Below are 25,113 nucleotides of genomic sequence, written 5' to 3' on the forward strand. Positions count from 1 at the left end.
GCGCGGCACACGGCGCGCGCTGCCGCGGTGCGGCCCGTGCCGGTGGTCAGTCCGTGTCCAGGCGGGCGGCGGTGGCGGGGTCGAGGTCGTGCAGGGCCGCGAGGGAGGCGGTGTAGGCGGCGGCGCCCTCCGGCCCCAGAGCCTCGGCGTAGGCGTCCGCCGACAGGGCGGGGACCTCCTGGCCGTTGGCCCGGGCGGCCAGCAGCCACCGGGCGACCTCCTCCGGGTCGAGACCGGCCCGCGCGCAGGCGGCGGCGTGCAGCGGGACGAGGGCCGCGGCCTCCGCCGCCGGGGTGTCCGGATCCGTGAGCAGCGGGACGGTGCGGTCGATCAGCACGATGGCGCGGCGGGCCAGGGCCTCGGCGGCGGCCCACTCGTCCAGCGCGGAGAGCGCCTCCACCTCGCGCACCAGGTCGCGGACGGCCGCCGCGTACTCCTCCGCGCGGTCGGGGACGGCGGCGGGGTCGGCCAGCAGGGCCAGCGGGTCGTTGCCGGGGAGGAGTTCGTCGGGCAGGTCCGGGGAAGAGGTCATGGAGCCAGTCTCCCGCCTGCGGCCGGGCGCCGGATCCCGCCGGTCCGGCCGGACGCCACAATGGGAGGATGTCGCAGCGCAGAACACGCCAACGCACCGCCCCGGCCCGCCCCCCGGACACCGCCCCCTGCCCCTGCGGGGGCGGGGAGTACGGATCCTGCTGCGGTCCGGCCCACCGCGGCGACCGGGCGGCGGCCACCGCCGAGGCGCTCATGCGCTCGCGCTACAGCGCCTTCGCCGTCGGCGACCGCGCCTACCTGGAGCGCACCTGGCACCCCGACACCAGGCCGGCCCGGGTGGAGGCGGACCCGGACACCGAGTGGACCGGCCTGGAGATCCTGGAGACCGGCGGAGGCACCCCCTTCCACACCGAGGGCACGGTGCGGTTCCGCGCCCGCTACCGGGAGGGCGGCCGTGCGGGGGAGATGGTGGAGCACAGCCGCTTCGTCCGGCTCGAGGGCGCCTGGGTGTACCTGGACGCCCTGCCCTCCTGAGTCACCGGGGACGGTCCGGGCGGCCCAGGGTCCGGAGCAGGAAGGCGACGGTGCGGGCCCGGGCCGCCCGCTCCGGGTCGGGGTGCACGCGGCCCAGCGCCTCCAGGACGCCCACGGTGTCGGGGTGGCCGGCGCGGCGCAGCCGGTCGACGTCGTCCAGGAGCAGGGACTCCAGTCCGCCGGTGGCGGGGGAGGCGAGGAAGTCGGCCAGGCCCTCCTCCCCGCCGGAGAGCGCGGCCGCGAGCATGTCCACGATCACCCACGGGCCGCGGCCCGCCATGATCCGGTCGATCTCGTCCTGGCGGAGCATCCGCGAGCCCAGCAGGACGATCGCGGCCAGGTGCGCCCGGGGCGGCCGGTCGCAGTGCAGCAGGCCGCGCAGCTGCGGGCCCAGGTGGGAGCTGGTCAGGTCCAGGACGGCGGCGCCCTCCCAGCGGCGCGGTTCCACCCCCGGCCGGTCGACGGCCTCGCACACCTCCCGCAGGGCGCGGGCCGGGGTGCGGGCCGCCAGCCAGGAGTCGATGGCGATGAGCCGCCCGTCGGAGGAGAAGGACCTCAGCGAGTCGAGGAACTCTGCGGCTCCCACCCGGCCGATGTCGTCGATGAGAGGGGCGGGCACGCCCACCGACAGCAGGATCTGGCGGACCCCGTAGCGTCCCAGCGGGGTGAGCCGCACCAGGCAGGGGCCGCCGCCGGGGCGGCGGTGGTCGAGGTGGACCGCCCCGGTCTCCGCCAGCTGCCACAGCATGTGCAGGAGGAGGTCGGGCAGGCGTCGGCGGACCCGGGGTGACAGGGGGACCGTGCCGGGGTCGGCCAGCAGCCCGGCGACCAGGTCGGTGAGGGGGACGCGGGAGCGGTCGGGCGCCTCGTACAGGGAGCGCAGGACCAGGGGGAGCAGGTCGGGGCCGGTGGTGCCCGGCTCGGTGGTGGTCAGGTCGCCGCGGGCGCCCTCGACGGTGGTCTCGAACATGTCGCTCCACCACAGCAGGATCTGCCGCGGGTCGCGGGCCCGTTCCTCCAGGTCGGGGGCGGGCCGGGCCTGCCCGGCGGCGAGCTCGACCATGCCCAGCCGGATCGCCTGCCACCAGGGCAGGGCGAACGCGGGGGCGGGCGTGTCCCAGGCCTCGTCGGGGGAGGGTCCGGGAGACGGAGGTTCGGCGGGCCACAGGGAGAGGGTGCGCACGGCCTCGTGGATCAGCGGGGTCTCGGGAAGGCCGTGGGCGCTGACCGGGACGGTGGGGCCCGCCCACCGGGCCAGGGCCAGGGTGTTGGCGTACAGAGGGCAGTGCGAGGCGGCGAAGGCCAGCTGTGTCTGCGGATGAAGGCGCACCGGGCGGGCCGAGACCCGGGGCGGCTCGGGAAGCGGGTGGTGAGAGGGCGTGTCCACTCCCGGATTCTCCTTACGAGGAAGGAATCGACGTCACCTTCTCTATCGCTCCGTGGACGGGTCTCGGGTGGGTTTCCGCGACATTGGTGTGGAAAACCCGGTGGGCGGGGGCGGCGAACCGTACTTTCGTTGGGAAAAGGGGCACGGCGGGGGTCAGGTGGCGGGCGGTCCCGGGGCCCAGCGGCCCGCGATGAGGTCCACGCTGCGGTCGGCCAGTCCCCGGCCCAGGGAGTCGAGTTCGTGCAGGGCGTCGCGGAACCTCGCCACCTGTCGGAACATCTCCCCGTGGCGGCGCTGCTCCTCCACGGGCAGGACGGGCAGGCGCATCCGGGCCGGGTCCAGGCGCAGGCCGCCGCGCATGCTGCTGCCGGCCCGGGCCGTGGTCCGGCTCTCGGCGGTGCTGGTGGCGAACCCGGCCAGGAACCAGGGGTCCACCGCGCCGGGGTTGGTGCGCACCACGTACAGGCCCGGGCCGGGGTAGGCGCCGGCGTCGGCCTCGGTGGCGACCCGTGCCACCGGGCGCGGGGCCACGGCGGGGATGAGCACGTCGCCCTCCTGGACCGGGGGGTTGCGCATGGGGTCGGCGTCGACCTCTTCCCGGCCCGAGGCCGGGCGGCCCAGGGCGACGTCCTCGCCGGATATCACCCTGGCCGTGATCCGGTGGCCGTCCGTGCGGCGGCCCGGGGCGCCGCGGCGGTGGGCGGGGCGGCGGATCGTCACCGATCCGGCCTTGGCCAGTTCCGCCAGGGTGACCACCCGGGTCGGTTCGGCCCGGGGCGCCTCCTCGGGGGGCCGGGGCACCAGGGTGCGCAGGGTGCGCAGGCAGGACTCCAGTCGGCGGCGGTCGCGGCCGAACTCCTCCACGTCCACGGCGGCGGTGCGGGGGAGGGGCAGGCGCGGGCGGGGGGTGAGGTCGACGTGCTCGTCGAGCAGGTCCACGACGTCCACGCCGAGGGCGACACCGGGTACGGCGGTCCGGGCGGGGTCGTCGAGGAAGTCGTTCCACAGCCGGTCGACGAGGGCGACGACGGCGGTCTCGTCGGCGGGTTCGCCCGGCGTGTGGGGAGAGGTGTCGGCGAGCAGGACGGGGCCGGGGGCGTGCCCGGGTTCGGGGCGTCGCAGCACCCACAGTTGCAGGGGGACGGCGTAGTGGGCGGCCAGGCCGGGGGGCAGGGAGATGACGGCGCGGAAGGCGCCCGCGCGGAGCATCTCGCGGCGGATGCGGCGGCCGGAGGGGCGGGCGGCGGCGCCGGGCGGCATCACCATCACGACGGAGCCTCCGGGGCGGGCCAGCGACAGGCAGTGCTGGGCCCAGGCCAGGTCCGATTCCAGGCGGGGCGGGGTGCCGTACACCCAGCGCTCGTCCTCGGCGAGGTCCTCCGCGCCCCAGTTGCGTTCGCCGAAGGGCGGTGCGCACAGGACGGTGTCGGCGCCCTGTGGGGGCAGCGAGGGGGAGCGCAGGCCGTCGGCGACGCTGAGGGCCAGGCGCTGGTCGAGGAGGCCGGCGAATCCGGCGCGCAGGGCGGTCAGCAGGGCGGAGGGGGCGTCGCGGTCCTGTCCGTGCAGGGGGGAGCTCCCGGCCCGGCCCGCGGCGAGCAGGAGTTCGCCGCGGCCGCAGGCGGGGTCGGCGACGGCGCCGACCCCGCCTGCGGCCAGGCGGACCATGAGGTCGGCGAGGGCGGGGGGCAGGGTGTGCGAACCGGAGGGGGCGCGCTGGTCCAGGCGGGTCAGCAGGCGTTCGAAGGCGAGGGCGGGGCTGCTGCCGCGGGCGGCGCGCACGGCGGCGTCGGCCAGGACGGGCAGGTGGGCGGCGGGCGGGGTGCCGGTTCCGGTCAGGTGTTCCAGGCCGGCGTCGGCCAGGGACGCGCCGAACCCGGCGCGGGCGGTCTCGAACAGGGCCGCGGGGTCGGTGGTCCCGGCGGGGCGCGGGTCGGGGTGGCGGTGCAGGTGCAGCAGCAGGGTCCCGACCCAGGCCAGGGCGGTCTCGGCGGGGGTGGAGGAGCGCAGGGAGTCCACCGCCTGCCACAGGCGCTGGTCGGGGTCGATGGTGGGGGCGCGGCGGTGGGCGGACAGCCAGCGCTCCACCTCGGCGAGGTCGAACCGGGGGCTGCGGTCGGTGCCGCCGACGGGGCGCGGGAAGTCGTCGTGGCGGCGCCGCCAGTTGCTGACCGCGGTGGGTTTCACCCCGGCGATCCTGGCGATGTCCGCCGAGGTCACCTCCACGTCACCGGTGTCCATGAACCGTCCCATCCACGCTGGCGAGCGAACAGGTCACGAGTGTACACATGCGGTTCCGAACACCGGTCCGGATCCTTCCGGAGGAGTGGTTGGCCGGATTCACATCCGGTGGTATGTGCGGGGAGTCCGGGTGCGGGGTGTGGTGCGCAGGTCCTGATTCGGACGAACAGCCCACACGGCGGCCCCGCGCGGTCTAGCTTCGTTTCCATGGCCGATGACACGATCGGGGCGTCCTACCCCGCAACGGTCCCCGCACCCCTGGCGGAGACCCTGGAGAAACTCGAGCTGCGCGAGGGGCTGCTCCGGGAGTTGCAGTGCTACCCGGAGGAGGCCGGAACCATCCTGGTGGAGACCGCCGAGCACCTGCTGCACGAGGGTGAGCGCGAGCGGGGGCTGCGGCTGCTGGAGGCCCTGCGCGATCACCCGCCGGCCCCCGAGGACGCCCAGTACGCCCTCATCGAGATCGCCCGCGACCTGCGCGACCAGGGTCGGGGGGCGGAGTCGGAGCGGATGGTGGAGGACCTGCTGCGGACGGGGGGACTGCAGCCGGGGCCGGCCGGGCTGCTGGCCGACCTGTTCGAGGGAGACGGGGACCCGGCCCGGGCGCTGCACTGCTACAACGTTGCCGCCCGGGAGCTTCTGGAGCGCCCCGGCGACTCTCTGGCCGGGGCGAGCGTGTTCGACCTCGGCCCCCTGGTGGGGCGGGCCCGGTTGCGGGGCGAGGCGGGTCTGGAGCCGGACGGCCACGACCTGGCGGCGCTGGAGGCGGCCGGGCGGTTCTGGAGCGAGCGCCAGGGGGAGGGGTGGACGCCACCGGGGGCGGAGGCCTGACGGGCCGGTCCTCTCCGGGGCCCCGGGCCGTGCGATCCCCGCACCGGGCCGCCCCGCCGTGGCTTACGATGCTGTCCTCCGGGTGCGTGCGGGTGCCCGGAGGTTCTCTTCTGGAGGGGCCGTGGCCGTCGCACCGGGTTCGGGTGAGGGGCTCGTCCGCATCGTCCCCGGCTCGCCGCTGGACGCCGCGCTGCCGGTGGAGGGCGGGCGGGGCCGGCTGGCGGTGCGCGACGGCGTCGAGGGGGTCCTGCACTGCGCGCTGGTGATGGAGGATGTCCGGCTCACCGCTTCTGAGCGGGTCGGCCTGGGCTGGCTGCTGCGCGAGCACCAGGAGTTCACCGCCTCCTCGTTCGTGCCGGGGGACGGCCCCGGGTTCGCGGAGCTGTGCGCGGGCCTGCGCGAGGGCGGCCCCGGCTGCGGGGTGGTCCTGGGCCTGCCCGGTGAGGGCCGCACCGGTACGGCGGTGGCCGCCCTGACCCGGGCCGGGCTGGTGGTGCGGCCGCTGATGGCCGACCTGGACGAGGACGAGCCCTTCCAGGGGGTCTGGCCCGAGGAGGGCCGCGGCTACCTGGTGGACGTGTCCGGGGCCGGGCCTCTCACCGACGCCTTCCTGCGCGCGCTGGGCGGCTTCGCGGTGGCGGCGGCCCACGGCGGGGCGGCGCTGGTGGTGATCGCCGACCCCGGCCAGTGGGATGTGGCCCCGATCCCGGGTGCGGTGCACCTGCGCGTCCGGCCGCCCGGGCGCAGGGAGGTGCTGGCCGCTCACCTGGGGTGCCTGCTGGGCGACCGCCACCGGGCCGCGCGCTGGGCGCGCGAGCTCGACGGGTGCGGGATGCTGCGCGGCGCGACACCGGGGGAGGCGGCCGCGCTGGCCCGGACCGCGTACGCGGTGCTCACCGGCCGTGACCGCCGGGCGGGCGAGTACGAGCAGCTCGCCCTGATCCGTGAGCGGCACCGGGGCGATGGGGAGGTCGCCGCCTGGTTCACCGACGCCACCGGGCCCGACGGGGTGTGGAGCCGGGTGGTGGTCGCGGCGCTGGCCGTCCTGGAGGGGGAGCCGGTCGAGGCCGCTCTGGCCGGTGCCCGCGACCTGGCCGGGGAGCTGGGGGTGGAGCCCCGGGAGACCGACGGTATCGCCGGGGCGGGCATCGGTCCCACCCTGGAGCGGGTGGGGGCGCGGCGCACCGCCGCCGGGGAGGTGCTGTTCGAGCGGGAGGACCGCGCCGACCGGGTGCTGGAGCACCTGTGGAACGAGCACCCGGGGGTGCGCGCGGGCCTGGCCCGGTGGGCGGCCGCGGAGGCGGTGCGCCGGGGCGGGGAGACCGCGCACCGGATCGGGGCCCGTTTGTTCTCGCTGTTCGACCGGTGCGGGGCACCGGCCGCCCTGGTGGACCTCTTCGACGCCTGGGTGGGGGAGCCGGACCTGGTGGAGGCGGTGGTGGCGCTGTCCTCGGCGGCACTGGTGCACCCCCGGTTCGCGCGGCCGCTGCGGGAGCGGCTGTACGGGGAGGCCCGCGAGCCGGCGTCGGTGGTGACGGCCCGGGTGGTGGCGCGGGTGTGCGCCGAGTACGGCAAGGCCGACCCGGTGGGCGCGCTGACCCGGTTGAAGTGGCTGGTGGAGGTGGACGAGGACGCCGAGGCGGCGCTGCGGGAGCTGACCCGGTACGAGGGGCTGCACCCGGCGCTGGTGCGGGCGGCGCTGGAGTGGATCGGCGGGGCGCTGCCCTGGAACACCGGGGCGACCTCGCCGGTGCGGGCCGATGCCGGGGTGCGGCTGCTGGAGGGCCTGGTGGCGGCCGAGGCCGACGGGGTGCCGGTGCTCCTGGCGCGGCATCTGCGCGAGCCGGGCGAGGAGGGGGAACGGCTGCTGGGGGCGGCGTGGTACGCGCTGCTGGAGTTCGGGGCGCACGAGCGGGTGCGCGGGGCGCTGCGGCCCTGGCTGCGGGCGGCGCTGGCCGACGGCGCCGGGTTCGACGAGGCGGTGTACGCGCTCGGGTGCGCGGTGGCCGGGCTGGCGGGAGCGGACCCGGAGGCGGTGGCCCGCAGGTCGGCGCGCCTGGACCGGGCGCTGACCGAGGCGTGTGCCCGGGAGGGGCTGGAGGAGGCCGAGGGCGAGCGGCTGCGGGAGGCCCTGGGGCTGGTCCCGGCCCGGGACCGCACCGCCTGAGGGCCCGCCGGGAAGGCGGTGCACAGGCCCCGGCCGGGTTCTTCGGGTGCGCGGGTCGGCCGTGTCTCCGGCCGGGATGGAGAGGTGGCGCAGCGGGCTCCGCGTGCGGGCGTGCCCGTGGCCGGGACCTCCCGGGGTGCGGACCGGTCGTTTCCCCTCGTGCGGGTATGCCCGTGGCCGCGGGGCCTGCGGTGCGCGGGTCGGCCGGGTCCCCGCCGGGGCGGAGAGGTGGCGCAGCGGGCTCTGTGTGCGGGCGTGCCCGTGGCCGGGACCTTCCGGTGCGCGGCGGCCCCGTGTACGGCCACGGCCCCGGCCCTCCTGGGGCCGGGACCGTGCGTTGGACAGGAGGGGCGTTCCGCTGCCGGGGCGACGGGCGGGTCAGTCCGGCAGCAGGGCCCCGTCGGCGGCGGGCGGCGCCGGGTCGGCCCAGGGCAGCGGGGCCTCGGCGGCGACCTCGCGCATGCGCCGGTAGGCGGCCTCGTCGGAGGGGCGCGGTGCCCCGTCCTCGGCCAGCAGGTGGGTGAGCGGCGGAGCGGTTCCGCCGTCGTCCAGGACCACCGTCTTCTGCCGGGCACCGTCGCGCAGGGTCAGCCGGACCTCCGTGATGTTGTCCGTGCCGCGCAGGTGGAACAGCCCCGCCAGGTCCACCCGGCGGGCCAGGATCTGCTCGGTCAGGGAGGCGGGCAGGTGGCGCTGGCCCGACGGCGGGGTCAGGACGTGCCGGAAGGTGCCCATCGGCCGGGGGTCCTCCAGGTTGAACAGGTCGGCGCCGCGGGTGACCTCCACGACCTCCACCTTCACGGCGTGGGCGCTCTCCAGGAACCTGCGGTAGGCGGCCGAGTCCGACAGCGGGGCGCAGCGCAGCGACAGGCGCCCGCCCAGCCGGGCGTCCACGCAGCGCTTGACGTGGTCCAGCAGGATGGTCCCGGCGCCCCGGCCCTGGTGGCGCTCGGTCATCGCCAGTGCGTGCGCGCCGCCCTGCGGTACCACCAGCAGGGCGCGCAGGTGCGTGGTCGCGGCCTCCTGGGCCCCGTAGTGGTAGGGGTCCCGGTTCTCGTCGACGCTGCGGATGGTGCCCGGTGTGCCGAACCTGCCGTAGTCCAGCCGGACCTCGATCTCGCGGTCGCCGGTCCGCCGGTGGGCGCCCACCGACAGGTGGGAGCGGCGCTCGGGGTCGGTCATCGGGCGTTCCTGCAACGCGCGCACGGCGTCGTGGAGGAGGTCGAGCAGGTCGGTGCCCTCGTTGTCGAGGCGGTCCACCGGCGGGTGGTCGTCCGGGCGGCCGGGCGGAGCCGCCCACAGCCGGTAGGCGGCGAAACCGTGTGTGGCCACGCGTGTCCGTTCGGGTCGTCGGTCCGGGTGCGCGGCCCCGGGCGGGCGGCGCGGAACACCAGGGTAGTGGGGTCGCGGCGGTGGTGCGCGGAGTGCCGCGGCGGGGCCGCGGGTGCGGGGCCCGACAGGCGGGCGGAGTGCCGCGGGCGGTGGCGGGGCACAACACCGACCATGGGTGAACTGGTGCTGGTCAGACACGGGCAGACGGAGTGGAGTTCGGGGCGGCGGCACACCGGGCGGACGGACGTCCCGCTGACGGCGGAGGGGGAGCGGCAGGCGGAGGCGCTGCGGCCCCTGCTCGCCGGGCGCACGGTCGGGCGGGTGGTCGCCAGTCCGCTGCGGCGGGCGGCGCGCACCGCCGAACTCGCCGGTCTCGCCGTGACACGGACAGACCCCGACCTGCGGGAATGGGATTACGGCGGGTACGAGGGGATGACCACCGTGCAGATCCGCCGGGAGCGGCCCGGCTGGGACCTGTGGCGTGACGGGGTGATCCCGGGTGATGCCGAGCACCCGGGGGAGCGGGTGGAGGAGGTGGCGGCACGGGTCGACCGGGTGCTGGCGCCGCTGTCCGCGCAGGTGGGGGAGCAGGGGGCCGCGGACACGGTGCTGGTGGCGCACGGGCACGTGCTGCGGGTGCTCACGGCGCGGTGGCTGGGGCTGGACGGCCGGGCGGGGGCGCTGTTCTCCCTGGGGACCGGGGCGGTGTGCACGCTGGGCCGGGAGCACGACCGGCCGGTGGTCTCCTCGTGGAACCTGGTGCCGTGACGGCCCGGGGCCGGGGATCGGGGGTGCGCGGGAGAGGGTGCGCCCGGTGACCGGAGCGGGGGAGGGACGGATCTCCCACCGACGGTCAGGACCGGACGGATGAGGCGCCCGGGGTGGCCGTTGGCCTGGCGCCGCTTCCCCGGTGAAGGGGTGGTCCTGTCAGGGGTGAGCAGGGGAAACTCGGGGCTCGACGGACCGGAATCGACGCCCGCCCTCGTGGCGGGGTCGGTCGTTTCTTTTGACGTGGGGTCTACGCCACCGGTTCCTCAGGGGCCACATGAGGCCACTCCGGAACCTTTTGCCTCAACCCGTGCGAGACGGGGACGGCCGGGTCCTCACACGAACAGGGGACATGGAGAGGGCCCGGCCGTCGGTGCCCCTTCTCCAGATGAGAGGGGCGTTGTCCGCCGACGGTTCCCCTCGGGGACGGCGGACGGTCATCGGCACGCGGAAGCGCGGGGGCGCGCCGCGTGCGCCGTCGGTGGCAGGGCCTTTCCTTGAACGGGGGACACGGAGGACCCTGCCACCTCGACCCGCCCTCCGCGCGGGGGCTGCCGGAGGGCGAGGCCGACGGCGGCGACGGCACCGGAGGGGGCGCCGTCGCTAGGGGAAAGGTCTACGCGGCGTTCTCGCGGTCGAGAGCCGCACCGGGTCTGAGGCCGAAGGGCACACCGAAGCCGGTGAGCCAGCCCTCGCGTTCCAGGCGTCCGAAGATCTCCTGGGTGACGTCGTGGTCGGGGGCGGACCGGGGCGGCCATCCGAAGTGCGCGGCCACCGCCGACCAGCTGGGGCCGTGGCCGTGGTCGGAGCGGTATTCGCCCGCCCAGCGCGCGACCTCGGCCGCGCGGTCGCCGAGCAGGGCGTCGGCGCGCTCCTCCACCGGGGCGTCCAGCGGTGTCGTGGCCGGAGAGGTCCGGGGCGGGGTCGGCGGTGGCGGGGCCAGGGGCGCGAGCCAGGCGGTGGTCTCGCCGAGCTCCGCCTCGATGACCGCGCCGTCGTCGCGGACCGAGACGATCCACTCGATCCGCTCCAGCCATTCGAGCAGTTCGGTGAGCTCGTCGGGGCCCGAAAGGGCGCACGCCACGGTGACCTCCACCCGGGGGACCCGGATGCGGCCGCCGGGCTCGGCGCGCGATGCCAGGTAGGCGCCGGTCAGTCGGAGCCGGTTGGGCTTCTTGCGCATCTTCTTGTGGCCCATGGCCCGGGCCACCCAGCCCGAGGCGCGCGAGCGCACCCCCTGGCCGATGTTCCAGGGGTTGCCCTCGATGTCGGGCAGGTCGCACAGGGCGGGATCGGAGGGGTGGGACTCGATCACCCGCTCGGGGGTGGTGACCAGCCAGCCAGACGAGATCAGGTCGCCGAGCGAGGCGTGCGGGTCCTCCAGGCGGAGGATCCGCATGTCCTGGCCGAGCAGGTACACCTTGCCGCGGATCGCGCCCCGCAGGGCGCAGACCAGGGCGAGGTAGCGGCTGTCGGGGTCGCTGCCCACCTGCTTGGAGGCGACGTAGGACCACACCTCCCGCAGGAACTCCATCTTGTGCAGGGTGAGGGGCAGGTCCCGGTTGGGGTTCGGGGTGGGCGGGGGCGGCCCCTCCCGGCGCTTGGGCGGTTTGGGCGGCCAGCCGGGCGGGTTCACCACACCGGATTCGTGGCAGCGGACGCATTCCATCGCCGCGGCCAGGTCCGGGTTGGGCCTGTGGAACCGTGGTCGTCGGACCTGACCGGAGGAGGGCACCCCTGCGGTCTCGTTGTGCTGCGTCATGGCATGGAGACTAGCGTTATTCGTGATCCGGAGGGCCGCCGTCAGCGGGATTCAGCGGGGTCACCCGTATTACGAATAACCGCCCCGGGAGGCGTGGGTATCCGGTAATGGGGCGACGCGGTGGCGCCGCCCCCGGCGGTGGCGCGCGGGGCCGGGTCACGGGGCGGCGTCCTCCCCCCGCGGGCACCACACCCGGTAGGGGCAGGTGCGGCAGGCCGGCCCGGGCACGGGGGTGTGGGCCCGGTCCCGATGCCATGGGGCGGCCAGGGCGTGGACGGTGCGCTCGGCGGCCGCCAGGACCGGTGGCGAGGCCGGGTCGAGGACCTCGACGCGGGCGCCGCCGGGGGTGAGGACCTCGATCTCCACCGCCGGCTCCGGTCCGGAGGTGATGACCCCGGCGGCGAAGAACAGCACGCCCAGGGCGGCGCGCGGATCCTCGTCGAGCAGCGCGGCCCCGGTCGCCCGGGGCGGCTCGCCCTCCGAGATCAGGACGCTGCGGTGGACCCAGGAGCCGCGTCGGTGGTGCAGGACGTCCGTGCGGTACACCACCAGCATGTCGGCGTCGGTGTCGTCGGCGGTCAGGGAGGGGCCGGAGCGCACGTGGTCGCCGGCCGGCAGGTCGCGCAACGGGCAGACCGGGATGTGCGCGGCGAGCATGGCGGCGGCCCTCCGGGCCCGTTCGCCGAACAGCCGCCGCCCGGCGCACGCCCACCGGGCGGGGTCCACCGGCAGGTCCGCGGGTTCGCACGCCCGCCGCGGCAGCCGCTCGTGCGCCCGCTCCAGCCAGGCCCGTACCGCCCCGGCCACCACCCCGTCCCCGCTCCGGGCCGGTGCGCTCCCCGGAGCGGGCACCGCCGCCTCCGCCGGCCGCCCCCGGTCTTCGCGGGCCGGTGCGTCCGTGCCCCCGGCGCCCCGTCCGGCCGCCCCGGGTTCGGGTGTGTCCGTCGGCGGGAGGGCGGCGGGTGCGGTCCCGGTCTCCGCGGGGGTCGGGTGTGCGTCCCGGTCGGGTCTCCCGGGCGCTGCGGGGGTTTTCGCCGGGGAGGGGGTTCCGTTGCGGGGTGCTGTCCCGGGCAGGGAGGTGTCCCCTGCGGGGCGGCCGGGTGCCCGGGGCGGGACGGGTCCCGTGGACGGGGTGAACGGCCCGGTGACGGGTGCGGTCTCCGCCGGGGGCGCGTACGCGGCGTGGGGCCCGGGCGCCCGGAGCGTCGCGGGTGCGGGCGTGGCGGCCCGGTGGGCGGAGGTCTCCTCCGGAGGCGCGTCACCGGCGGGGCGGACGGGTGCGTCCGGCGGGCGGGGGGTTCCGGTCCCGGACACCGCCTGCGGCGGGGCCGTGGGCCGGTCGGGGTGCCCGGGTGTTCCCGGGGAGCGGGGGGCGGCGGGCCCGGCCGGGGCTCCCACGAGGGCCGGACGCGCCTCGGGGGGAGCCGGTGCGTCCGGCCGGCGGGGTGTGGCGGGGAGTGTTCGTCGGGCGGGGGTGTGCGGGACGGCGGGCAGGCCCAGGGCGCGGAAGTGGGCGCGGGCCGGGCAGAGGGAGTGCTCGCGGGCGACGGACGGGGACCAGGAGAGGCGTTGCGGGGCCGGTCCCAGCCCCAGCAGGCCCGGGGTGCGGGGCAGCCGCCCGCAGCCGCTGCGGACCCCGCAGGCCAGGCAGTCCGCACCCGGGGCGCGGGCTCCGCCGACCAGGGCGGCGCGCAGCCCCTCGCGGCCCCGGGACGCGAACAGGTCCTCGGCGTCGGCGACGGTGCCGTCGAACCGGGTCTCCGCGGCACCGTCCAGGCACGACACGCGGATCACCCGCACCCGCTCCGGCGGTCCGCAGCGGCGGCGCATGGGGTACGGGGCGCCGCCGTGGTAGCGGTCCGGGTCGGCGGCGTAGGCCTCGCGGTCGACCGGCGTACCCGTGGCCAGGACGTACGCGGCGACCGCGACCCCCGCGTCGGCCGGGGCCCGGCGCAGGGCGCCCGGTTCCGGCACCCACAGTTCGCGGGCGGCGCCGCGGGTGTAGCAGCGGCCTGCGGCGCGCACCTCGTACGGGCGGCGGTGGCGGGCGCCGCGTTCGGGCATGTACTGGCGGACCCAGAAGTCGGGGGTGGGCGTGCGCCCCGCCGTCGCCGCAAGGTGGGTGCGGGCGGCGTGGTGTACCCACCGCCGCACCCCGTCGTGCACCGGGGGCACCCGCTCGCCCAGCACGGTGACGGGGGGCCGCCCCGGCGGGGGCGGGTGGGCGCAGGCCCTCTCCAGAGACCAGTCCTCGTGCTCGACCAGGTCCAGGACGGCGTGCAGGACTGCCACGGGCGCCTCCCGGGGCCGGTGCCCGGCGGGGCCCAGGGAGTGGTCCGCCCGCACCCGGCGGTGCGCCGGGCAGCCGCCGCGGGGCAGGACCGCCGCGTCGCTGAGGAGGCGGACGACAGGGGGGCAGCCGGTGTCGGTGATCATGCGCGGCACCTTCCGGTGGGGCTTTTCCGGAAATGGTGGCACGGGCGGCGGGATCGTGCCGGAGGGCTGTGGATAACCTTTTCGGTCGTGGTTCCTACCGAATCTCGGGACGGCCCGGATCGAAAATCCGAAATCCAGGATCAGAATTCCTGGACGGCCACCACCTGCACAGACGTACCCGGCGGGAGTCCGAAGGTCGTCCCTCTCCCGGGAAAGCCCTCCGCGGAGTGGGGCCTGAGCCCACACTGGACCGCATGCTCCAACAGCACATCGTCGAGGGTTTCTGGTTCAACGACCGTCTGTACGTGTGGGCGATGGACGCCGCACGGCCCGCCGTGACCGGTTCCCGCCACCGTGTGCCGCTCCATCCCTACGCCCTGCCCCCGGCGGACCTGGGGCGGTGCGTGGGCGGGCTGGGTTCCGACGCACCCCGGACCGCGGTGCTGCACCTGCCCGGCCGGCCCCGCCGGCCCGCAGCCCCGCCCGGCCTGCTCCCCCCGGGCGGTGACCTCCCCCCGGACGGCGGCCTCGCCCCGCCGGACCCGCCGGTCCTGCGCCCGTGGTCGGTACCGGTGCGCGAGCTGGGACCCGCGGCGGCGCTGCGCCTGCTGACCGGTCCCGCCGGACCCCGGACCGGGACGGGCCTGCTCCACCTGGCCGCCCTCGCCCGGGCCGCGCACGAGCACGCCCGGGCCGGGTGCGTGGTCCCCGCCGTCCACCACGAGGACAGGGCCAGGGTCCACTGGCGCCCGGTCCTGGCTCCCGCGGGCCTCGCCTGGCTGCGGAACGCGGCCGCCGCGGCGCCGCCCCCCTTGCGCGCCCACCGCGACCCCGACCCGGACCCCGCCCGGGCCGGCGCCGCGGTCCTCGCCGACCTGCTGGAATGCCTGTGCTCCCTGACCGACGCCGCGGTCCGCGAGCGGCTGGCGTACCGCTTTCCCGACGGGGGCGCCGACCTGCTGTCGGCAGCCGCCCCCACCCGGGAGTGGTTCGTGCGCGCGCACCGCGCCGCCGCCGGGGAGCGGCCCGCGGAACGGTCGGCGCGCGGGCGCCCGACAGGGGCGGCGGTCCTGGTGGAGCCCGGCGGTCGCCGATGACGTGGGGGTGCGCGCGCACAGTGGCGTCCTGGGGTGCGGTGGAGCCCGCACCGGTCGGCTGGCTGGACGTGGGCCCCGGGCTCGCGGCGGCCCGGGTGAGCCGCGACCGCCGCCACCACTGGGTGACGGCGCGCCGGGACCCGCTGCCCGGACACGTGCGCGACCGGGCGGTCGCCGCGGTGGCCGCCGACCCCGTCCTGCGCGAGGAGGTGCTGCTGGGCCGGGCCCCCGCCGCCCTGGCCGCGGTGTTCCGGCGCGAGCGCGCCGAGCTGTTCCCCGCAGACCCCGCCGGGATCGACCTGTCCTGCTCGTGCCCGGTACGGGGCTGCCCGCACGGGATGCAGGTGGTGGCGGCGATGGCACGGGCTTTCGACGCCGACCCCTACCTGCTCCTCGCCTGGTGCGGGCTGGAGCGGTGGGAGCTGCTGCGGGGGCTGTCCGGTGCCGGGCCGCAGGTGCGGGTGGGGCCGCCGTCGGCGTCCGCGTTCTGGGAGCGGGCGGCCCCGCTTCCGCCGTGTCCCGTGTGGGCGGGCGACCCCGGCGGGCTGCGCCCGCCCGGCGCGGCCACCGACGCCTGGGCCGACGCCCAGGCGTACCTGCGCGGCCTGACCGGGACTGCGTTCCGTGACGGCCGGAAACCGTCCACGGGTGGGGAATCCCTGCTCGGAGGGGCGGGCCGTGGAACCGGGAGAGGGGATGAACCCACGTAAAAAGTCACTCACGGTGACGTTTTCGGCGTCTTGGGAGGCGCGGCGAACCCACACGCCGCCCCCTCCGATCATGTTGAATGTCGACCATGATCGTGCGTCGAGTACTTCCCGATGAGATGAGCGCCGTCAGCGAGCTGCGGGTTATCGCCTACACGGCCGACGGACTGTTGGACGTCAACCCGGACTACGTCGAGACACTGCGGCTGCTGGGTGCGGACGGCCGCGGCGAGATCCTGGTCGCCGAGGACGACGGTCGCCTGTTGGGGACGATCATGTTCGAGCCCTGGTCCGAGCACAGCGAGATCGCCCGGGGCGCGGACGAGGCGGAGGTGCGGGCGTTCGCGGTGGCGCCTCAGGCCCGGGGCAGGGGTGTGGGCCGCGCCCTGGTCAACGCGCTGGTGGAGAGGGCCCGGGAGGAGGGCGTCTCCCGGCTGCTGCTGTCGACCCAGGAACAGATGCTCTCGGCCCAGTACGTCTACCGGGCCCGCGGGTTCGTCCGGGTGCCCGAACGCGACTGGTCACCGCTGCCCGGTGTCACGCTCCAGACCTACGAGCTGCTCCTCAAGGACTGAGCGCGGAGCGGGGCCGTAGCGCCGCGGCCCGTGGCGGGACCGCGGGGGCGGCCCGCCCGGGCGGTCAGTCCGGGCGGGCCCGGCGGGCGGCCCGGGCCAGGTCCAGCCCCAGCTCCCCGTCGGCCAACCGGTCCAGGACGCCGTCGGCGACGGGGTGGCCGCAGGACCGCACCGAGCGGACGAAGCGGGAGGCGTGCGGGGACAGCCGGTCCCGGTCCCCGGCGGGCAGGGGCAGTCCCGCCTCCAGCAGCACGGCGTAGTCGTCCAGCAGCGCCCACGCGGTGACCGGTGAGGTCGGCGGTTCGGGGTCGCCCGACCGCAGCCGCCGCACCCACCCGCCGAGCACGGGGTGGTGCAGGTGGGCGCGCAGGCCCTTCTCCGGGTCCACGCCCCGCCCGGCGAGCAGCGCGAAGACGCGCCTGCGGCGGTGCCACGCACCGGGCTCGGCGCAGGCCCCCACCAGCTCACGGGCGACGGTGTCGATGTCGCGGCCCCGGGCCCACCGGCCCAGCAGGCCGTCGGTGTCCACCGGGCGCCCCTCCTCCAGCAGGGACAGCACCTCGCCGGCGTCCATGTCGGCGATGGCGCGGGTGACCCGCACGGCGGCGCCGGCCCGCTGGAGCTGGCGCACCATGAAGTGGTCGCCCAGCCGCGTGATGCGGAACCCCCCGCCGGTCCGGTGCGCCGCGTCCAGGTCGGCGAGCAGCTCCAGGGCGGAGTGCACCGACTCCGGGTCGGCCCCGCTCCGGCCGCGGTAGGAGGCGGCGATCTCCTCGGGGGTGCGCTCCCGGCCCGTCAGGAACAGGTCGGTGAGGACCAGCAGCGCGGCGGTGCCGTGTTCGGCGGCCATGGCGGGCAGCGCGGCGGCCCAGGCGTCGGCGACCGCCCCCGGCACCCCGGACGACCAGGCGTAGGCGGCCCGTCCGGTGAGCACCCGGGTGTAGGTGGTGCGCAGCAGGCGGGCCGCGCGTGCCACGCCGAACAGGTGGTCGATGTCGGCCGGGGAGGTCTCCAGGTGCGCGGCGGCCGCCAGCACGTCCTCGGCGCACAGCGCGTCGCGGCCGTCGGGGTCGGGGCGCAGCACCCTGCCCTGGTCGACCCACACGGTCAGGCGGGCGGCGTCGGCCAGGGTGCGGCAGCGGCGGGCGGCCTCGTCCAGGTCCCCGGGTTCGGCGGGGGCGACGGGGCACGGCGGAGCCTGCTCGAACCGGTCCGCCAGCACCGGTGCGGCCGCCGGGACCGCGGCGGGGCCCGTCCCGCGCCCCGGGGCGAGGTCGGCCTCCTCGATCGCGGCCCGCAGCCGCCGGGGGCTCTCGTCGGAGAGCAGGCCGCCCTGGTCGACCAGGTGGTCGCACCAGGTCAGCCAGGCCGAGCGCAGGACCTCTCCGGTCCCGCCCGGGTCACCGGCGCCGTGGACCCCGTCGAGGGGGCGGATCCCGGCGCGCACGGCGCGCGCCACCTCCCGCACGTCGTCGACGGACCAGTCCCCGGGGTCGGGGGCCCCGAGGTCCTGGTGGGCGGTGAGCAGCAGGGCCAGGGCGCCGGGGTCCGGGGCGGGTCCGGTGGCGACGTCCCCCGCCCACTCCAGGCAGGCCCGCACCGCGGAGGCGATGCCCGGGGTCATGGACGTCTCACCGAAAGTGGTGGTACTCACCGCTTCAGATTAGCCGTGTGCGGCGCCTGCCGAGACCGGGAACACCGAAATCGCACCGGGTTCGGGCACCGGACACCCGCACCGGGCGCGCGGTCGGGGTCGCGTGCTCACCCCCCAGGCCGTCGACGTACCCGGTGATCCGCTCCACCGCCGCCCGGTACACCTCCCGTTCGTGCCCGGGCGGGTCGGGCGAGGCAGGCTCGTCGGCCAGGTCCACCACGCGCAGCGGCCCCAGGGGGACCCCGGTCGGACAGCTCCAGCTGGAACCCGCCGGCATGGTGCGCGTACTCGGTGCCCCAGTGCATCGACAGCACGACGATCTGCGCGCCCCGCTCCCGGGTCAGCGCCGCCTCGGCGCGGATGGCCTCCTCGTCGATGAGGTCGGCCATCCGCTCCTTGCCCTCCGGCGGCAGGAACCCGTTGAAGCCGTAGGTGTAGGACAGGTGCGCGACCGGTACCGGATAGCCCCCGTCAGCGGGTTCGACCCGGTAGATCAGCGGATCCCGCGCCTCCTGTTCGGTGCGGGTGCTGCCCGCCGCGCCCGGCCCGGCCGCCCTCCAGGGCGTCGAGGGTGCGGACCACTCCGGCCTCGCCGTTGTCCGGGGTGCGGTCGGAGGCGGTCGGGCAGCCGTCGTAACCGGAGTCGGCGAGCCCCTGCGCGACCTGCGGGGGAGCGCTGAACACGGGGGTATCCGCTGAAGGGCACCTCCAGACGGCACAGGGCCGGGTCGGCGCCCTCCAGGGCGGGGGAGATCCCGGAGAAGAGGGGGGCGAAGTCGAACCCGCCGTCCCCGTCCTGCCGGGCCTGCTCCCAGACCGAGGCGTGCACCAGCATGACGCCGCCGATCACGCTCAGGGTGCGGGGGACGTGCGCGGCGGGGGAGGGGATCGGCGGAGCCGCGCCGGCGGTGCGCTCCGTCGGGGATGGAGCAGGCGGTCGGGGCCAGCGTCACCGAGGTCAGCAGGGACAGGACGCGCAGGCCGGTCCGGCTCATCGTCCCACGGTAGGAACGGAGTGGGTGATAAGGGTGGTCAGCGGTGTCATTGGCGGCAAAGGGATAAAACGCCTTTTAACATAATGAAACCGTTCCAATGAAGAGAGAAGAACGCAGAGATTTCTTCGGCTCCCCGCCCGGGCCCGGGTCGAGTGGCCGTCCGGTGCCCGAGGGGCCTTTAGGATGTCGTCACCGGTCGGCCGCTGCGGAGGAGACGATGGACGAGCAACCCCTTTCCCCCGGCGTCGGCCTGGTGGAGGTCTCCGGCCTGTCCCTGCGCGACCTCGGAACGGCGGGCGACACGGTGATCGCCCGGGCGCTGCGCGCGGTGCTCGCCACCACCCCCGACGCTGAGGAGGGCGTGGCCGCCTTCTCCAACGACAGTGACGACGGCGGCCCCTGGTAGGCGGGCAGCCGGGCCGTTCACAGGAGCGGCGGATCGAGGTCGGACGTCATGCGCCCGCCCGCCGCCATCGTGCGGGTGAGGATGTGCCCGGCTCCCAGCACCCTGGTGTACGAGGCCCTGGCGGCCTCTGTCAGGCTCCGTGCCTCCCCGTCCTCGCCCAGGACCGCCAGATCCAGCGCCAGGTTGGCCGTGCCGGCCAGGGTCATGGGGTGCTCGTCGCCGATGAGCGCGCGCAGTCTCCGCACCGTGTCCCGACCCGACCGTACGGCCGCGGCCGTCTCGCCCAGGGCGGCCAGGTCCCCGGCGAGGTTGTTGGCCACCGCGAGGGAGTAGTGGTGGTCGCGCCCCAGGAGGGCGTCCAGGCTCCGTAGCGTCGCCTCGTTCATCCGGCGGGCCCGCTCGGGGTCTCCGCGCAGCCGGTGGACCAGGGCCGTGTTCGCCGCGCAGGCCTGGTGGTACGGGTGGTCGGGGCCGTAGACCCGGGCGTACCGCTCCATGGCGTCCAGGGAGGTGGAGAGGGCTCCGTCCAGGTCGCCCTCCACCCGCATGAGGTTCACCAGGCACATGGCCGCGGCCAGGGTCTCTGGATGGTCGGCGTCGTACAGCCGCAGGTAGCGGTCGTGCGCGTCCCGGGCCAGGGTGCGTGCCCGCTCCAGGTTCCCGGACAGGCGGTGGGCGATGGACAGGTCCAGCTGGACGCGCAGGGTGCGCGGGTGCTCCCTGCCGAGCTGCTCCCGGCCGTAGGCGAGCGCCTCCTCGCCCAGGTCGCACGCCTCGGCGTACTTCCCGCTCAGACGTACCGCCTGAGCCAGGCTGTTCCAGAAGGCCGCCAGGTTCGGCGACCCGTTGGCCGATGCCTGGCGCTTGTAGAGCATGTAGGCCTGCTCGTGGCGCAGCCGCGCCCCCGCGAAGTCGCTCAGCAGGGTGTGGTCGATGGCCAGGTTGTGCAGGGCCCGCAGCGTGACGTTGTGGTCGGGGCCCAGGGCCCGCACGTGCAGCCGGTAGGTCTCCGTGTCGTGTTCGAAGGCCTCACGGAACCGGCCCTGGGCGCGCAGGTCGGCGCCGATCCCCGAGAGCAGGGTCAGGGTTTCGGGGTGGTCGGGGCCCAGCACCTCCTTGATGCGGGGCAGCATGGCCACGTTCAGCCGGTAGGCCTCTTCATAGCGGCCCAGGTCCCGCAACCTGTTGGCGTAGCTTCTCTTGGCCTTGAGGAGGTCGGGGTCGTCCTCTCCGAAGGTGGCGGCCCAGCGTGCGATGAGGTTGCGCGCATGGTTCTCGGCGGTGGCGTAGTTGCCCGAGAAGTACAGGAAGGACAGGACGTTGAGTGAGAGCCTCCGTGCCTCGGGCAGTTCGCTCAGCGGGACGCCGGCAGGCTCCAGGTGGGGGAGCAGGTCCAGGTAGCGGTCCTGGTCCTGCCGTCCCAGCATGCCCACCGGCTCCGCCGCGGCGAGCAGGGCGCACGCCTCGGTGCGCACGGCCCGCAGCCGTTCGGCGTCGAGCCTCCAGCGGATCAGCTTCTGGACCAGGGAGTGGACCTGGACGGTGCGGTTGGCGTTGTCGATCTTGACCAGGGCGTAGCGGCCCAACTGGCCGAAGGCCCGGCTGAGCCTGATCGGGTCGTTCAGCAGGGCGGCGGTCCCGGGTCGCACGTGCGGGCTGTCCGTGGCGAAGAAGACGTCCCGGGGGATGGGCTCGGGGCCGAAGACGGAGCAGGTCTGCAGGAGTTCCACGGCCTCCGGGGTGCCGGTCGCCAGCTCTTTGAGCGAGATCTGGAGCGAGGCGCTCAGGGACGCGTGGTAGTCGGGGGGATGTCCCTGGCTCAGCAGGTCCTCGGGCCGCCGCTCCAGCAGGCGGAGGTACTCGCGACTGGACATGCCGGTCTCCGTCAGCAGGGCCCCCGCCTGCTCCAGGGCCAGGGGCAGGTGCCCGAGGGCTTGGGCGAGGTCCGCCGCGGACGCTCCGTCCAGCCCCTGGGGTACGCGCCTGCGCAGGAATTCCACGCTCTCCCGCAGTGGGAAGACGTCGATGGGGACGGTGGTCGCCCGCCCCGTCCAACGGTGGTTGCGGGAGGTGATGAGCACGTGGCCGGTGCCCTCGGGGATGAGTTCGTAGAGGTCCTCGGGTTCGTCCGCGCTGTCGAAGACGAGCAGCCACCTGCGGTAGGGGTCGCCGCGCCGCAGTGCGTCGAGGACGCCGCTCGCGGCGTCCTCGATGCCGGTCACCCCGGGGCCGGGGAGCCCGAGGTGCTGGGCCAGCTGGGCCATGTTCGAACGCACCAGGCCGGGCTGTCCGGCGGGTATCCACCACACCAGGTCGTACTCGGCCTTGGAGCGGTGGACGTGCTCCACGGCGGTGAGGGACTTGCCGACCCCGTAGTGACCGTGCAGGACCACGGTCGCCGCTCCGCTGCGCAGTTCGCGCCGGAGCCCGGCCAGGGGCTCCTCGCGACCGATGAAGTTCATGGAACGCGGCGGCACCCGGCCCCAGACCGTGGGGATCCGCTCCTGTGGACCGCCGTCGCCGTGGTGCGCATGTTCCCTTTGTGACTTCACTCGGATCACACGGGCAACAGCATCATCTTTTTCCTTTATGTCGCCCCCTGCGGTGGAGTGAGCGCGAATTTCCCTGCGGAGAACAGGGTAAATGACGGTAACGACGGCAGGAAGTGCGGTTTCCGATGAGGGACGGTACCGTTCTCCCGGGCCGGCCGTCGGCGGTCGATGGAGTGGCGGAGGCGGAGGACGATGGTCGAAATACAGGTGGAGCGCGTCGGCGCCATGGTGGATGTGGGCGGGATGTCCCTCGAGGACCTCGCCGGAGTGGACTCCTCCGTGGTCGCCCACGTTCTGCGCGGCGTCCTGGGGGCTCCGGGAGTGGGTCCCGAAGCGGTTTCCGGGTTCGTCAACGAGTCCGATCAGCGGTCGGACAACGACATACCTCCGCAGAAGCCCGGGTCCTCCGGATATGAGGGAAGGGAATCCTTCACGGGCGGCAGGAGGTGATTCCTTTCCCGCCCGGCGCAGGCGGGCGCGGTGCCCGCCGGGCTGTCCGAGATCAATGTTCGTACCCCGCTCGCATATGAATGCCCAGGAAGGGGAGTCGTGCCGATCCCCTTTTTTCATGTGCTCTCCCCCCAGGAGGACACCGCGTGACCGACGACCTCGTCACGACAGCCCGTCCCCACCAGGAGGAATGGCCCGCCGGGCTGGACGTGCAGGACCTGCTCGCCCAGGGATGGCGGCCCACGCCCTTCCTCCAGTTCATCCTCAAGATCCACAGCCGCTGCAACCTCGCCTGCGACTACTGCTACATGTACGAGATGGCCGACCAGGGGTGGCGCCGCCAGCCGCGGCGAATGGCCCGGCCGGTCGTCGACCGGGTCGCCGAACGCATCGCCGAGCACGCCCGCGCCCACGGCCGCTCCCGGGTGGACGTCATCCTGCACGGCGGCGAGCCCCTGCTGGCCGGGGTGGACCACCTCCGCCACGTCGCCGACGCCCTGCACAAGACCTGCGACCCCGACGTGCACGTCTCCTTGCGTCTGCAGACCAACGGCGTCCTCATCGACGACGCCTTCCTCGACCTGTTCGAGGAGAAGGGGATCCGCGTCGGTGTCAGCATCGACGGTGCCGAGGAGGACCACGACCGCCACCGCCGACGCGCCGACGGCCGCGGCACCCACGCCGAGACCCGGGCCGGGCTGGAGCGCCTCACCCGCCGCCACCGCCACCTGCTCTCCGGGTTGCTCGCCACCGTGGACCTGGAGTCCGACCCCGTCACCACCTACGAAGCCCTGCTGGAGTTCGACCCTCCCGGCATCGACCTCCTGCTGCCTCACGGCACCTGGGACACGCCGCCCCCGGGGCTGACCGGGGAGGGCACCCCCTACGGTGACTGGCTGGTCGCCGTCTTCGACCGCTGGTACGGGGCTCCCGAGCGGGAGACCAACATCCGCATGTTCACCGAGGTCATCCGCCTCGTCCTGGGCTCCCACTCGCGCACGGAGACCATCGGCCTGTCCCCGGCCGCCATGGTGGTGGTCGAGACCGACGGCTCGGTCGAACAGGTCGACACCCTCAAGGCCGTGGCCGAGGGGGCCGCGGCCACCCCCTTCCACACCCTCACCCACGACTTCACCGAGGCCCTGTACTCACCGGGCATCGTCGCCCGGCAGATCGGGCTGCGCGCGCTGAGCGACACCTGCACGGCGTGTCCGCTGGTCCGGGTGTGCGGCGGGGGTCTGTACACGCACCGCTACCGGAGCGGCAGCGGTTTCCGCAATCCGTCCGTGTACTGCGCGGACCTGGCCCGCCTGATCACCCATGTCCACCGCACCGTGGCCGCCGACGTGGCCCGCATCCGGGAAGAAAACTGAATGTCCACCACCGCATCCGTTCCCGACGAGGTGTTCGACGCCCTGGCCGAAGGAGGGGGTGGACCGCGGGCGACCGCCCACCTGCGCGCCGCCCAGTACGGCAAGCACCTGCTGCTGGTGCGGCGGGTCCTGGACGCCGCCCGGGAGGCGGACCACCCGGACGCGGGCCGCGCGGAGGAGGCGTGGTGGGCCCTGATCGCGGCCCAGGAGGCCGCCCCCGAGGCGGTCGCCACCACCCTGCGCCACCCCACGGTCGGGGTGTGGGCCAGACGCACCGTCCTGGCCCTGGACGGGCACCGGAGAGAGGAGCCCCGGGTCTCGGTCCTGGCGTCCGTGGCGGCCGCGGCCGCGCTGCGCGCCGGAACGGCGCTGCGGATCGAGGTGCCCCTGGACGGGCCCACCGCCCCGCTGGTCTCCCTGGGACGGGCGGTGATCGGAGGCAGGGGCGGGGCGGTCGCCGAGGTGGCCGGCGGACGGGCGGTCCTGGGTACCCGGGACGGGGAGGTGGCGGTGCCCGAGGACCCGCACCGGGACGGACCCGGCTGGCAGGCCCTGCGCCGGATGGAGGCCGAGCACGCGGGGCACCGCCTGGACCTGCTGCTGGACGACCAGGAGCCCGACCGCATGCCCGGGGCCGACATCGTCCCCGGGCGCCTGGGCGCCAGGGAGGTCGAGCACTGGCGCGCCGTCCTGCGGGAGGCCTGGAGGATCCTGGTGCGGGACCACTGGACGGTCGCGCGGGAGACGGCCGACACCGTCTTCACCCTCACCCCCACACGGACCCGGGACGGGGCCCACACCAGTGCGACCGCCCGGCACGCCTACGGCAACCTGGGGCTGTCCACACCGCCGGACCCGGTGGCACTGGCACTGACCTTCGCCCATGAGGTCCAGCACGCCAAACTGACCGCGCTGTGGGACCTGGTCCCGCTCACCCTCCCCGACGACGGCAGCCGCTACTACGCGCCCTGGCGCCCCGACCCGCGACCCGCGGCGGGGCTGTTCCAGGGGGTGTACGCCCACCTGGGCGTGGCCGGGTTCTGGCGTCGCCACCGGCACACCGTGACCGGTGCGGAGCAGGAGCGCGCCCACGCCGAATTCGCTCACTGGCGGCGCTCCACCCTGGACGCCGCCCGGGTGCTGGCGGGCTCGGGCCGCCTGACCCCGGCGGGTGAGCGGTTCCTGCCCGCCACCACCCGGACCCTGGAGGCGTGGCAGGACGAGCCGGTGCCCGCGTCGGCCGCGGAGGCCGCCGACCGGGCGGCCCGGGAGCACCTGGCCCGCTGGACGGAGCGCAACGGCGGCTCCCCGATGGCCGGTGCCTCCGACCGGAGCCGGGAGTAGGGCCCCGGGCCGG

General features: G+C 75.8%; 21 protein-coding genes and 1 pseudogene. 11 read left to right on the plus strand and 11 right to left on the minus strand.

What is annotated here, in order from left to right; translation table 11 throughout:
* Window positions 1-46 precede the first annotated feature (46 nt).
* Window positions 47-532, minus strand: coding sequence for a hypothetical protein (locus ACSUPR_RS27350; RefSeq protein WP_436887696.1), 486 nt, complete (start codon window positions 530-532; stop codon window positions 47-49).
* A 68-nt stretch (window positions 533-600) separates the two neighbouring features.
* On the opposite strand from ACSUPR_RS27350, the gene ACSUPR_RS27355 reads away from it, so the two are divergent.
* Complete coding sequence (locus ACSUPR_RS27355; RefSeq protein ID WP_436887697.1) at window positions 601-1,026, plus strand: YchJ family protein; 426 nt, start codon at window positions 601-603, stop codon at window positions 1,024-1,026.
* 1 nt (window position 1,027) lies between these two features.
* Here the strand turns inward: ACSUPR_RS27355 and ACSUPR_RS27360 are convergent, their stop codons facing one another.
* Window positions 1,028-2,413 (minus strand): hypothetical protein, encoded by a 1,386-nt coding sequence (locus ACSUPR_RS27360; RefSeq protein WP_436887699.1) that lies wholly within the window; start codon window positions 2,411-2,413, stop codon window positions 1,028-1,030.
* 153 nt (window positions 2,414-2,566) lie between these two features.
* Window positions 2,567-4,651: an N-6 DNA methylase gene (locus ACSUPR_RS27365; RefSeq protein ID WP_436887701.1), complete on the minus strand. Its 2,085-nt coding sequence runs from the start codon at window positions 4,649-4,651 to the stop codon at window positions 2,567-2,569.
* Window positions 4,652-4,858: 207 nt separating this feature from the next.
* Here ACSUPR_RS27365 and ACSUPR_RS27370 point away from each other — a divergent pair, with 207 nt between their 5' ends.
* Both ACSUPR_RS27370 and ACSUPR_RS27375 read left to right on the plus strand, forming a co-directional pair.
* Complete coding sequence (locus ACSUPR_RS27370) at window positions 4,859-5,482, plus strand: SEC-C metal-binding domain-containing protein (protein WP_436887702.1); 624 nt, start codon at window positions 4,859-4,861, stop codon at window positions 5,480-5,482.
* 121 nt (window positions 5,483-5,603) lie between these two features.
* Window positions 5,604-7,649: a hypothetical protein gene (locus ACSUPR_RS27375; RefSeq protein WP_436887703.1), complete on the plus strand. Its 2,046-nt coding sequence runs from the start codon at window positions 5,604-5,606 to the stop codon at window positions 7,647-7,649.
* A gap of 378 nt (window positions 7,650-8,027) precedes the next feature.
* On the opposite strand, the gene ACSUPR_RS27380 is transcribed toward ACSUPR_RS27375, so the two are convergent.
* Entirely contained in the window at window positions 8,028-8,981 is a 954-nt protein-coding gene (locus tag ACSUPR_RS27380) for a hypothetical protein (protein ID WP_436887705.1), read from the minus strand.
* A 171-nt stretch (window positions 8,982-9,152) separates the two neighbouring features.
* Here ACSUPR_RS27380 and ACSUPR_RS27385 point away from each other — a divergent pair, with 171 nt between their 5' ends.
* The gene (locus ACSUPR_RS27385) at window positions 9,153-9,749 is read left to right on the plus strand and encodes a histidine phosphatase family protein (protein ID WP_436887707.1); all 597 of its coding nucleotides are present in this window, start codon (window positions 9,153-9,155) and stop codon (window positions 9,747-9,749) included.
* 616 nt (window positions 9,750-10,365) lie between these two features.
* Here the strand turns inward: ACSUPR_RS27385 and ACSUPR_RS27390 are convergent.
* Both ACSUPR_RS27390 and ACSUPR_RS27395 read right to left on the minus strand, forming a co-directional pair.
* Window positions 10,366-11,511 (minus strand): hypothetical protein, encoded by a 1,146-nt coding sequence (locus ACSUPR_RS27390; protein WP_436887708.1) that lies wholly within the window; start codon window positions 11,509-11,511, stop codon window positions 10,366-10,368.
* Window positions 11,512-11,667: 156 nt separating this feature from the next.
* On the minus strand, window positions 11,668-13,947 hold the full coding sequence (locus ACSUPR_RS27395; RefSeq protein WP_436887710.1) for a hypothetical protein: 2,280 nt from the start codon (window positions 13,945-13,947) through the stop codon (window positions 11,668-11,670).
* A gap of 254 nt (window positions 13,948-14,201) precedes the next feature.
* Between ACSUPR_RS27395 and ACSUPR_RS27400 the strand changes: the two genes are divergently transcribed.
* The 3 genes from ACSUPR_RS27400 to ACSUPR_RS27410 all read left to right on the plus strand — a co-directional run bounded on the left by ACSUPR_RS27400 (window position 14,202) and on the right by ACSUPR_RS27410 (window position 16,326).
* The gene (locus tag ACSUPR_RS27400; RefSeq protein WP_436887712.1) at window positions 14,202-15,044 is read left to right on the plus strand and encodes a hypothetical protein; all 843 of its coding nucleotides are present in this window, start codon (window positions 14,202-14,204) and stop codon (window positions 15,042-15,044) included.
* A gap of 20 nt (window positions 15,045-15,064) precedes the next feature.
* On the plus strand, window positions 15,065-15,754 hold the full coding sequence (locus tag ACSUPR_RS27405; protein WP_436887713.1) for a hypothetical protein: 690 nt from the start codon (window positions 15,065-15,067) through the stop codon (window positions 15,752-15,754).
* A 116-nt stretch (window positions 15,755-15,870) separates the two neighbouring features.
* The gene (locus tag ACSUPR_RS27410; protein WP_436892163.1) at window positions 15,871-16,326 is read left to right on the plus strand and encodes a GNAT family N-acetyltransferase; all 456 of its coding nucleotides are present in this window, start codon (window positions 15,871-15,873) and stop codon (window positions 16,324-16,326) included.
* Between the two features lie 64 nt (window positions 16,327-16,390).
* On the opposite strand, the gene ACSUPR_RS27415 is transcribed toward ACSUPR_RS27410, so the two are convergent.
* From ACSUPR_RS27415 to ACSUPR_RS27430, 4 genes and pseudogenes are all read right to left on the minus strand, one after another.
* Window positions 16,391-17,980 (minus strand): hypothetical protein, encoded by a 1,590-nt coding sequence (locus ACSUPR_RS27415; protein WP_436887715.1) that lies wholly within the window; start codon window positions 17,978-17,980, stop codon window positions 16,391-16,393.
* A 4-nt stretch (window positions 17,981-17,984) separates the two neighbouring features.
* A complete protein-coding gene (locus ACSUPR_RS27420; protein WP_436887717.1) occupies window positions 17,985-18,257 on the minus strand; it encodes a hypothetical protein in 273 nt (90 codons plus the stop codon).
* Window positions 18,258-18,291: 34 nt separating this feature from the next.
* Window positions 18,292-18,477, minus strand: a pseudogene (locus ACSUPR_RS27425) (CapA family protein); the annotation flags it as partial.
* Window positions 18,452-18,664 (minus strand): CapA family protein, encoded by a 213-nt coding sequence (locus tag ACSUPR_RS27430; RefSeq protein ID WP_436887719.1) that lies wholly within the window; start codon window positions 18,662-18,664, stop codon window positions 18,452-18,454. The gene ACSUPR_RS27430 and the pseudogene ACSUPR_RS27425, both read right to left, overlap by 26 nt.
* A 528-nt stretch (window positions 18,665-19,192) precedes the next feature.
* On the opposite strand from ACSUPR_RS27430, the gene fxsA (ACSUPR_RS27435) reads away from it, so the two are divergent.
* Complete coding sequence (fxsA, locus tag ACSUPR_RS27435) at window positions 19,193-19,381, plus strand: FxSxx-COOH cyclophane-containing RiPP peptide (protein ID WP_436887721.1); 189 nt, start codon at window positions 19,193-19,195, stop codon at window positions 19,379-19,381.
* A gap of 17 nt (window positions 19,382-19,398) precedes the next feature.
* Here the strand turns inward: fxsA (ACSUPR_RS27435) and fxsT are convergent, their stop codons facing one another.
* Window positions 19,399-21,843 carry an FxSxx-COOH system tetratricopeptide repeat protein gene (gene fxsT / locus ACSUPR_RS27440; RefSeq protein ID WP_436887723.1) on the minus strand — a complete coding sequence of 815 codons (2,445 nt, stop codon included), beginning with the start codon at window positions 21,841-21,843 and terminating at the stop codon, window positions 19,399-19,401.
* A gap of 282 nt (window positions 21,844-22,125) precedes the next feature.
* Between fxsT and fxsA (ACSUPR_RS27445) the strand changes: the two genes are divergently transcribed.
* The 3 genes from fxsA (ACSUPR_RS27445) to ACSUPR_RS27455 all read left to right on the plus strand — a co-directional run bounded on the left by fxsA (ACSUPR_RS27445) (window position 22,126) and on the right by ACSUPR_RS27455 (window position 25,100).
* Window positions 22,126-22,383 (plus strand): FxSxx-COOH cyclophane-containing RiPP peptide, encoded by a 258-nt coding sequence (fxsA, locus tag ACSUPR_RS27445; protein ID WP_436887725.1) that lies wholly within the window; start codon window positions 22,126-22,128, stop codon window positions 22,381-22,383.
* Window positions 22,384-22,529: 146 nt separating this feature from the next.
* Window positions 22,530-23,756 carry an FxsB family cyclophane-forming radical SAM/SPASM peptide maturase gene (locus tag ACSUPR_RS27450; protein ID WP_436887727.1) on the plus strand — a complete coding sequence of 409 codons (1,227 nt, stop codon included), beginning with the start codon at window positions 22,530-22,532 and terminating at the stop codon, window positions 23,754-23,756.
* A complete protein-coding gene (locus ACSUPR_RS27455) occupies window positions 23,757-25,100 on the plus strand; it encodes an HEXXH motif domain-containing protein (RefSeq protein ID WP_436887729.1) in 1,344 nt (447 codons plus the stop codon).
* Window positions 25,101-25,113 lie beyond the last annotated feature (13 nt).

It is taken from the genome of Nocardiopsis dassonvillei (genome assembly GCF_964273065.1).
Lineage (GTDB): Bacteria > Actinomycetota > Actinomycetes > Streptosporangiales > Streptosporangiaceae > Nocardiopsis > Nocardiopsis dassonvillei_B.

Excerpts from the sequence above, each read along its gene's own strand:
- ACSUPR_RS27410 (WP_436892163.1), top strand. The coding sequence starts at position 15,871 with ATGAGCGCCGTCAGCGAGCTGCGGGTTATCGCCTACACGGCCGACGGA.
- fxsA (WP_436887725.1), top strand. The coding sequence starts at position 22,126 with ATGGTCGAAATACAGGTGGAGCGCGTCGGCGCCATGGTGGATGTGGGC.
- ACSUPR_RS27395 (WP_436887710.1), bottom strand. The coding sequence starts at position 13,947 with ATGATCACCGACACCGGCTGCCCCCCTGTCGTCCGCCTCCTCAGCGAC.
- ACSUPR_RS27390 (WP_436887708.1), bottom strand. The coding sequence starts at position 11,511 with ATGACGCAGCACAACGAGACCGCAGGGGTGCCCTCCTCCGGTCAGGTC.
- ACSUPR_RS27350 (WP_436887696.1), bottom strand. The coding sequence starts at position 532 with ATGACCTCTTCCCCGGACCTGCCCGACGAACTCCTCCCCGGCAACGAC.
- fxsT (WP_436887723.1), bottom strand. The coding sequence starts at position 21,843 with ATGAACTTCATCGGTCGCGAGGAGCCCCTGGCCGGGCTCCGGCGCGAA.
- ACSUPR_RS27370 (WP_436887702.1), top strand. The coding sequence starts at position 4,859 with ATGGCCGATGACACGATCGGGGCGTCCTACCCCGCAACGGTCCCCGCA.
- ACSUPR_RS27365 (WP_436887701.1), bottom strand. The coding sequence starts at position 4,651 with ATGGACACCGGTGACGTGGAGGTGACCTCGGCGGACATCGCCAGGATC.
- ACSUPR_RS27400 (WP_436887712.1), top strand. The coding sequence starts at position 14,202 with ATGCTCCAACAGCACATCGTCGAGGGTTTCTGGTTCAACGACCGTCTG.
- ACSUPR_RS27455 (WP_436887729.1), top strand. The coding sequence starts at position 23,757 with ATGTCCACCACCGCATCCGTTCCCGACGAGGTGTTCGACGCCCTGGCC.
- ACSUPR_RS27385 (WP_436887707.1), top strand. The coding sequence starts at position 9,153 with ATGGGTGAACTGGTGCTGGTCAGACACGGGCAGACGGAGTGGAGTTCG.
- ACSUPR_RS27420 (WP_436887717.1), bottom strand. The coding sequence starts at position 18,257 with ATGCCGGCGGGTTCCAGCTGGAGCTGTCCGACCGGGGTCCCCCTGGGG.
- fxsA (WP_436887721.1), top strand. The coding sequence starts at position 19,193 with ATGGACGAGCAACCCCTTTCCCCCGGCGTCGGCCTGGTGGAGGTCTCC.
- ACSUPR_RS27355 (WP_436887697.1), top strand. The coding sequence starts at position 601 with ATGTCGCAGCGCAGAACACGCCAACGCACCGCCCCGGCCCGCCCCCCG.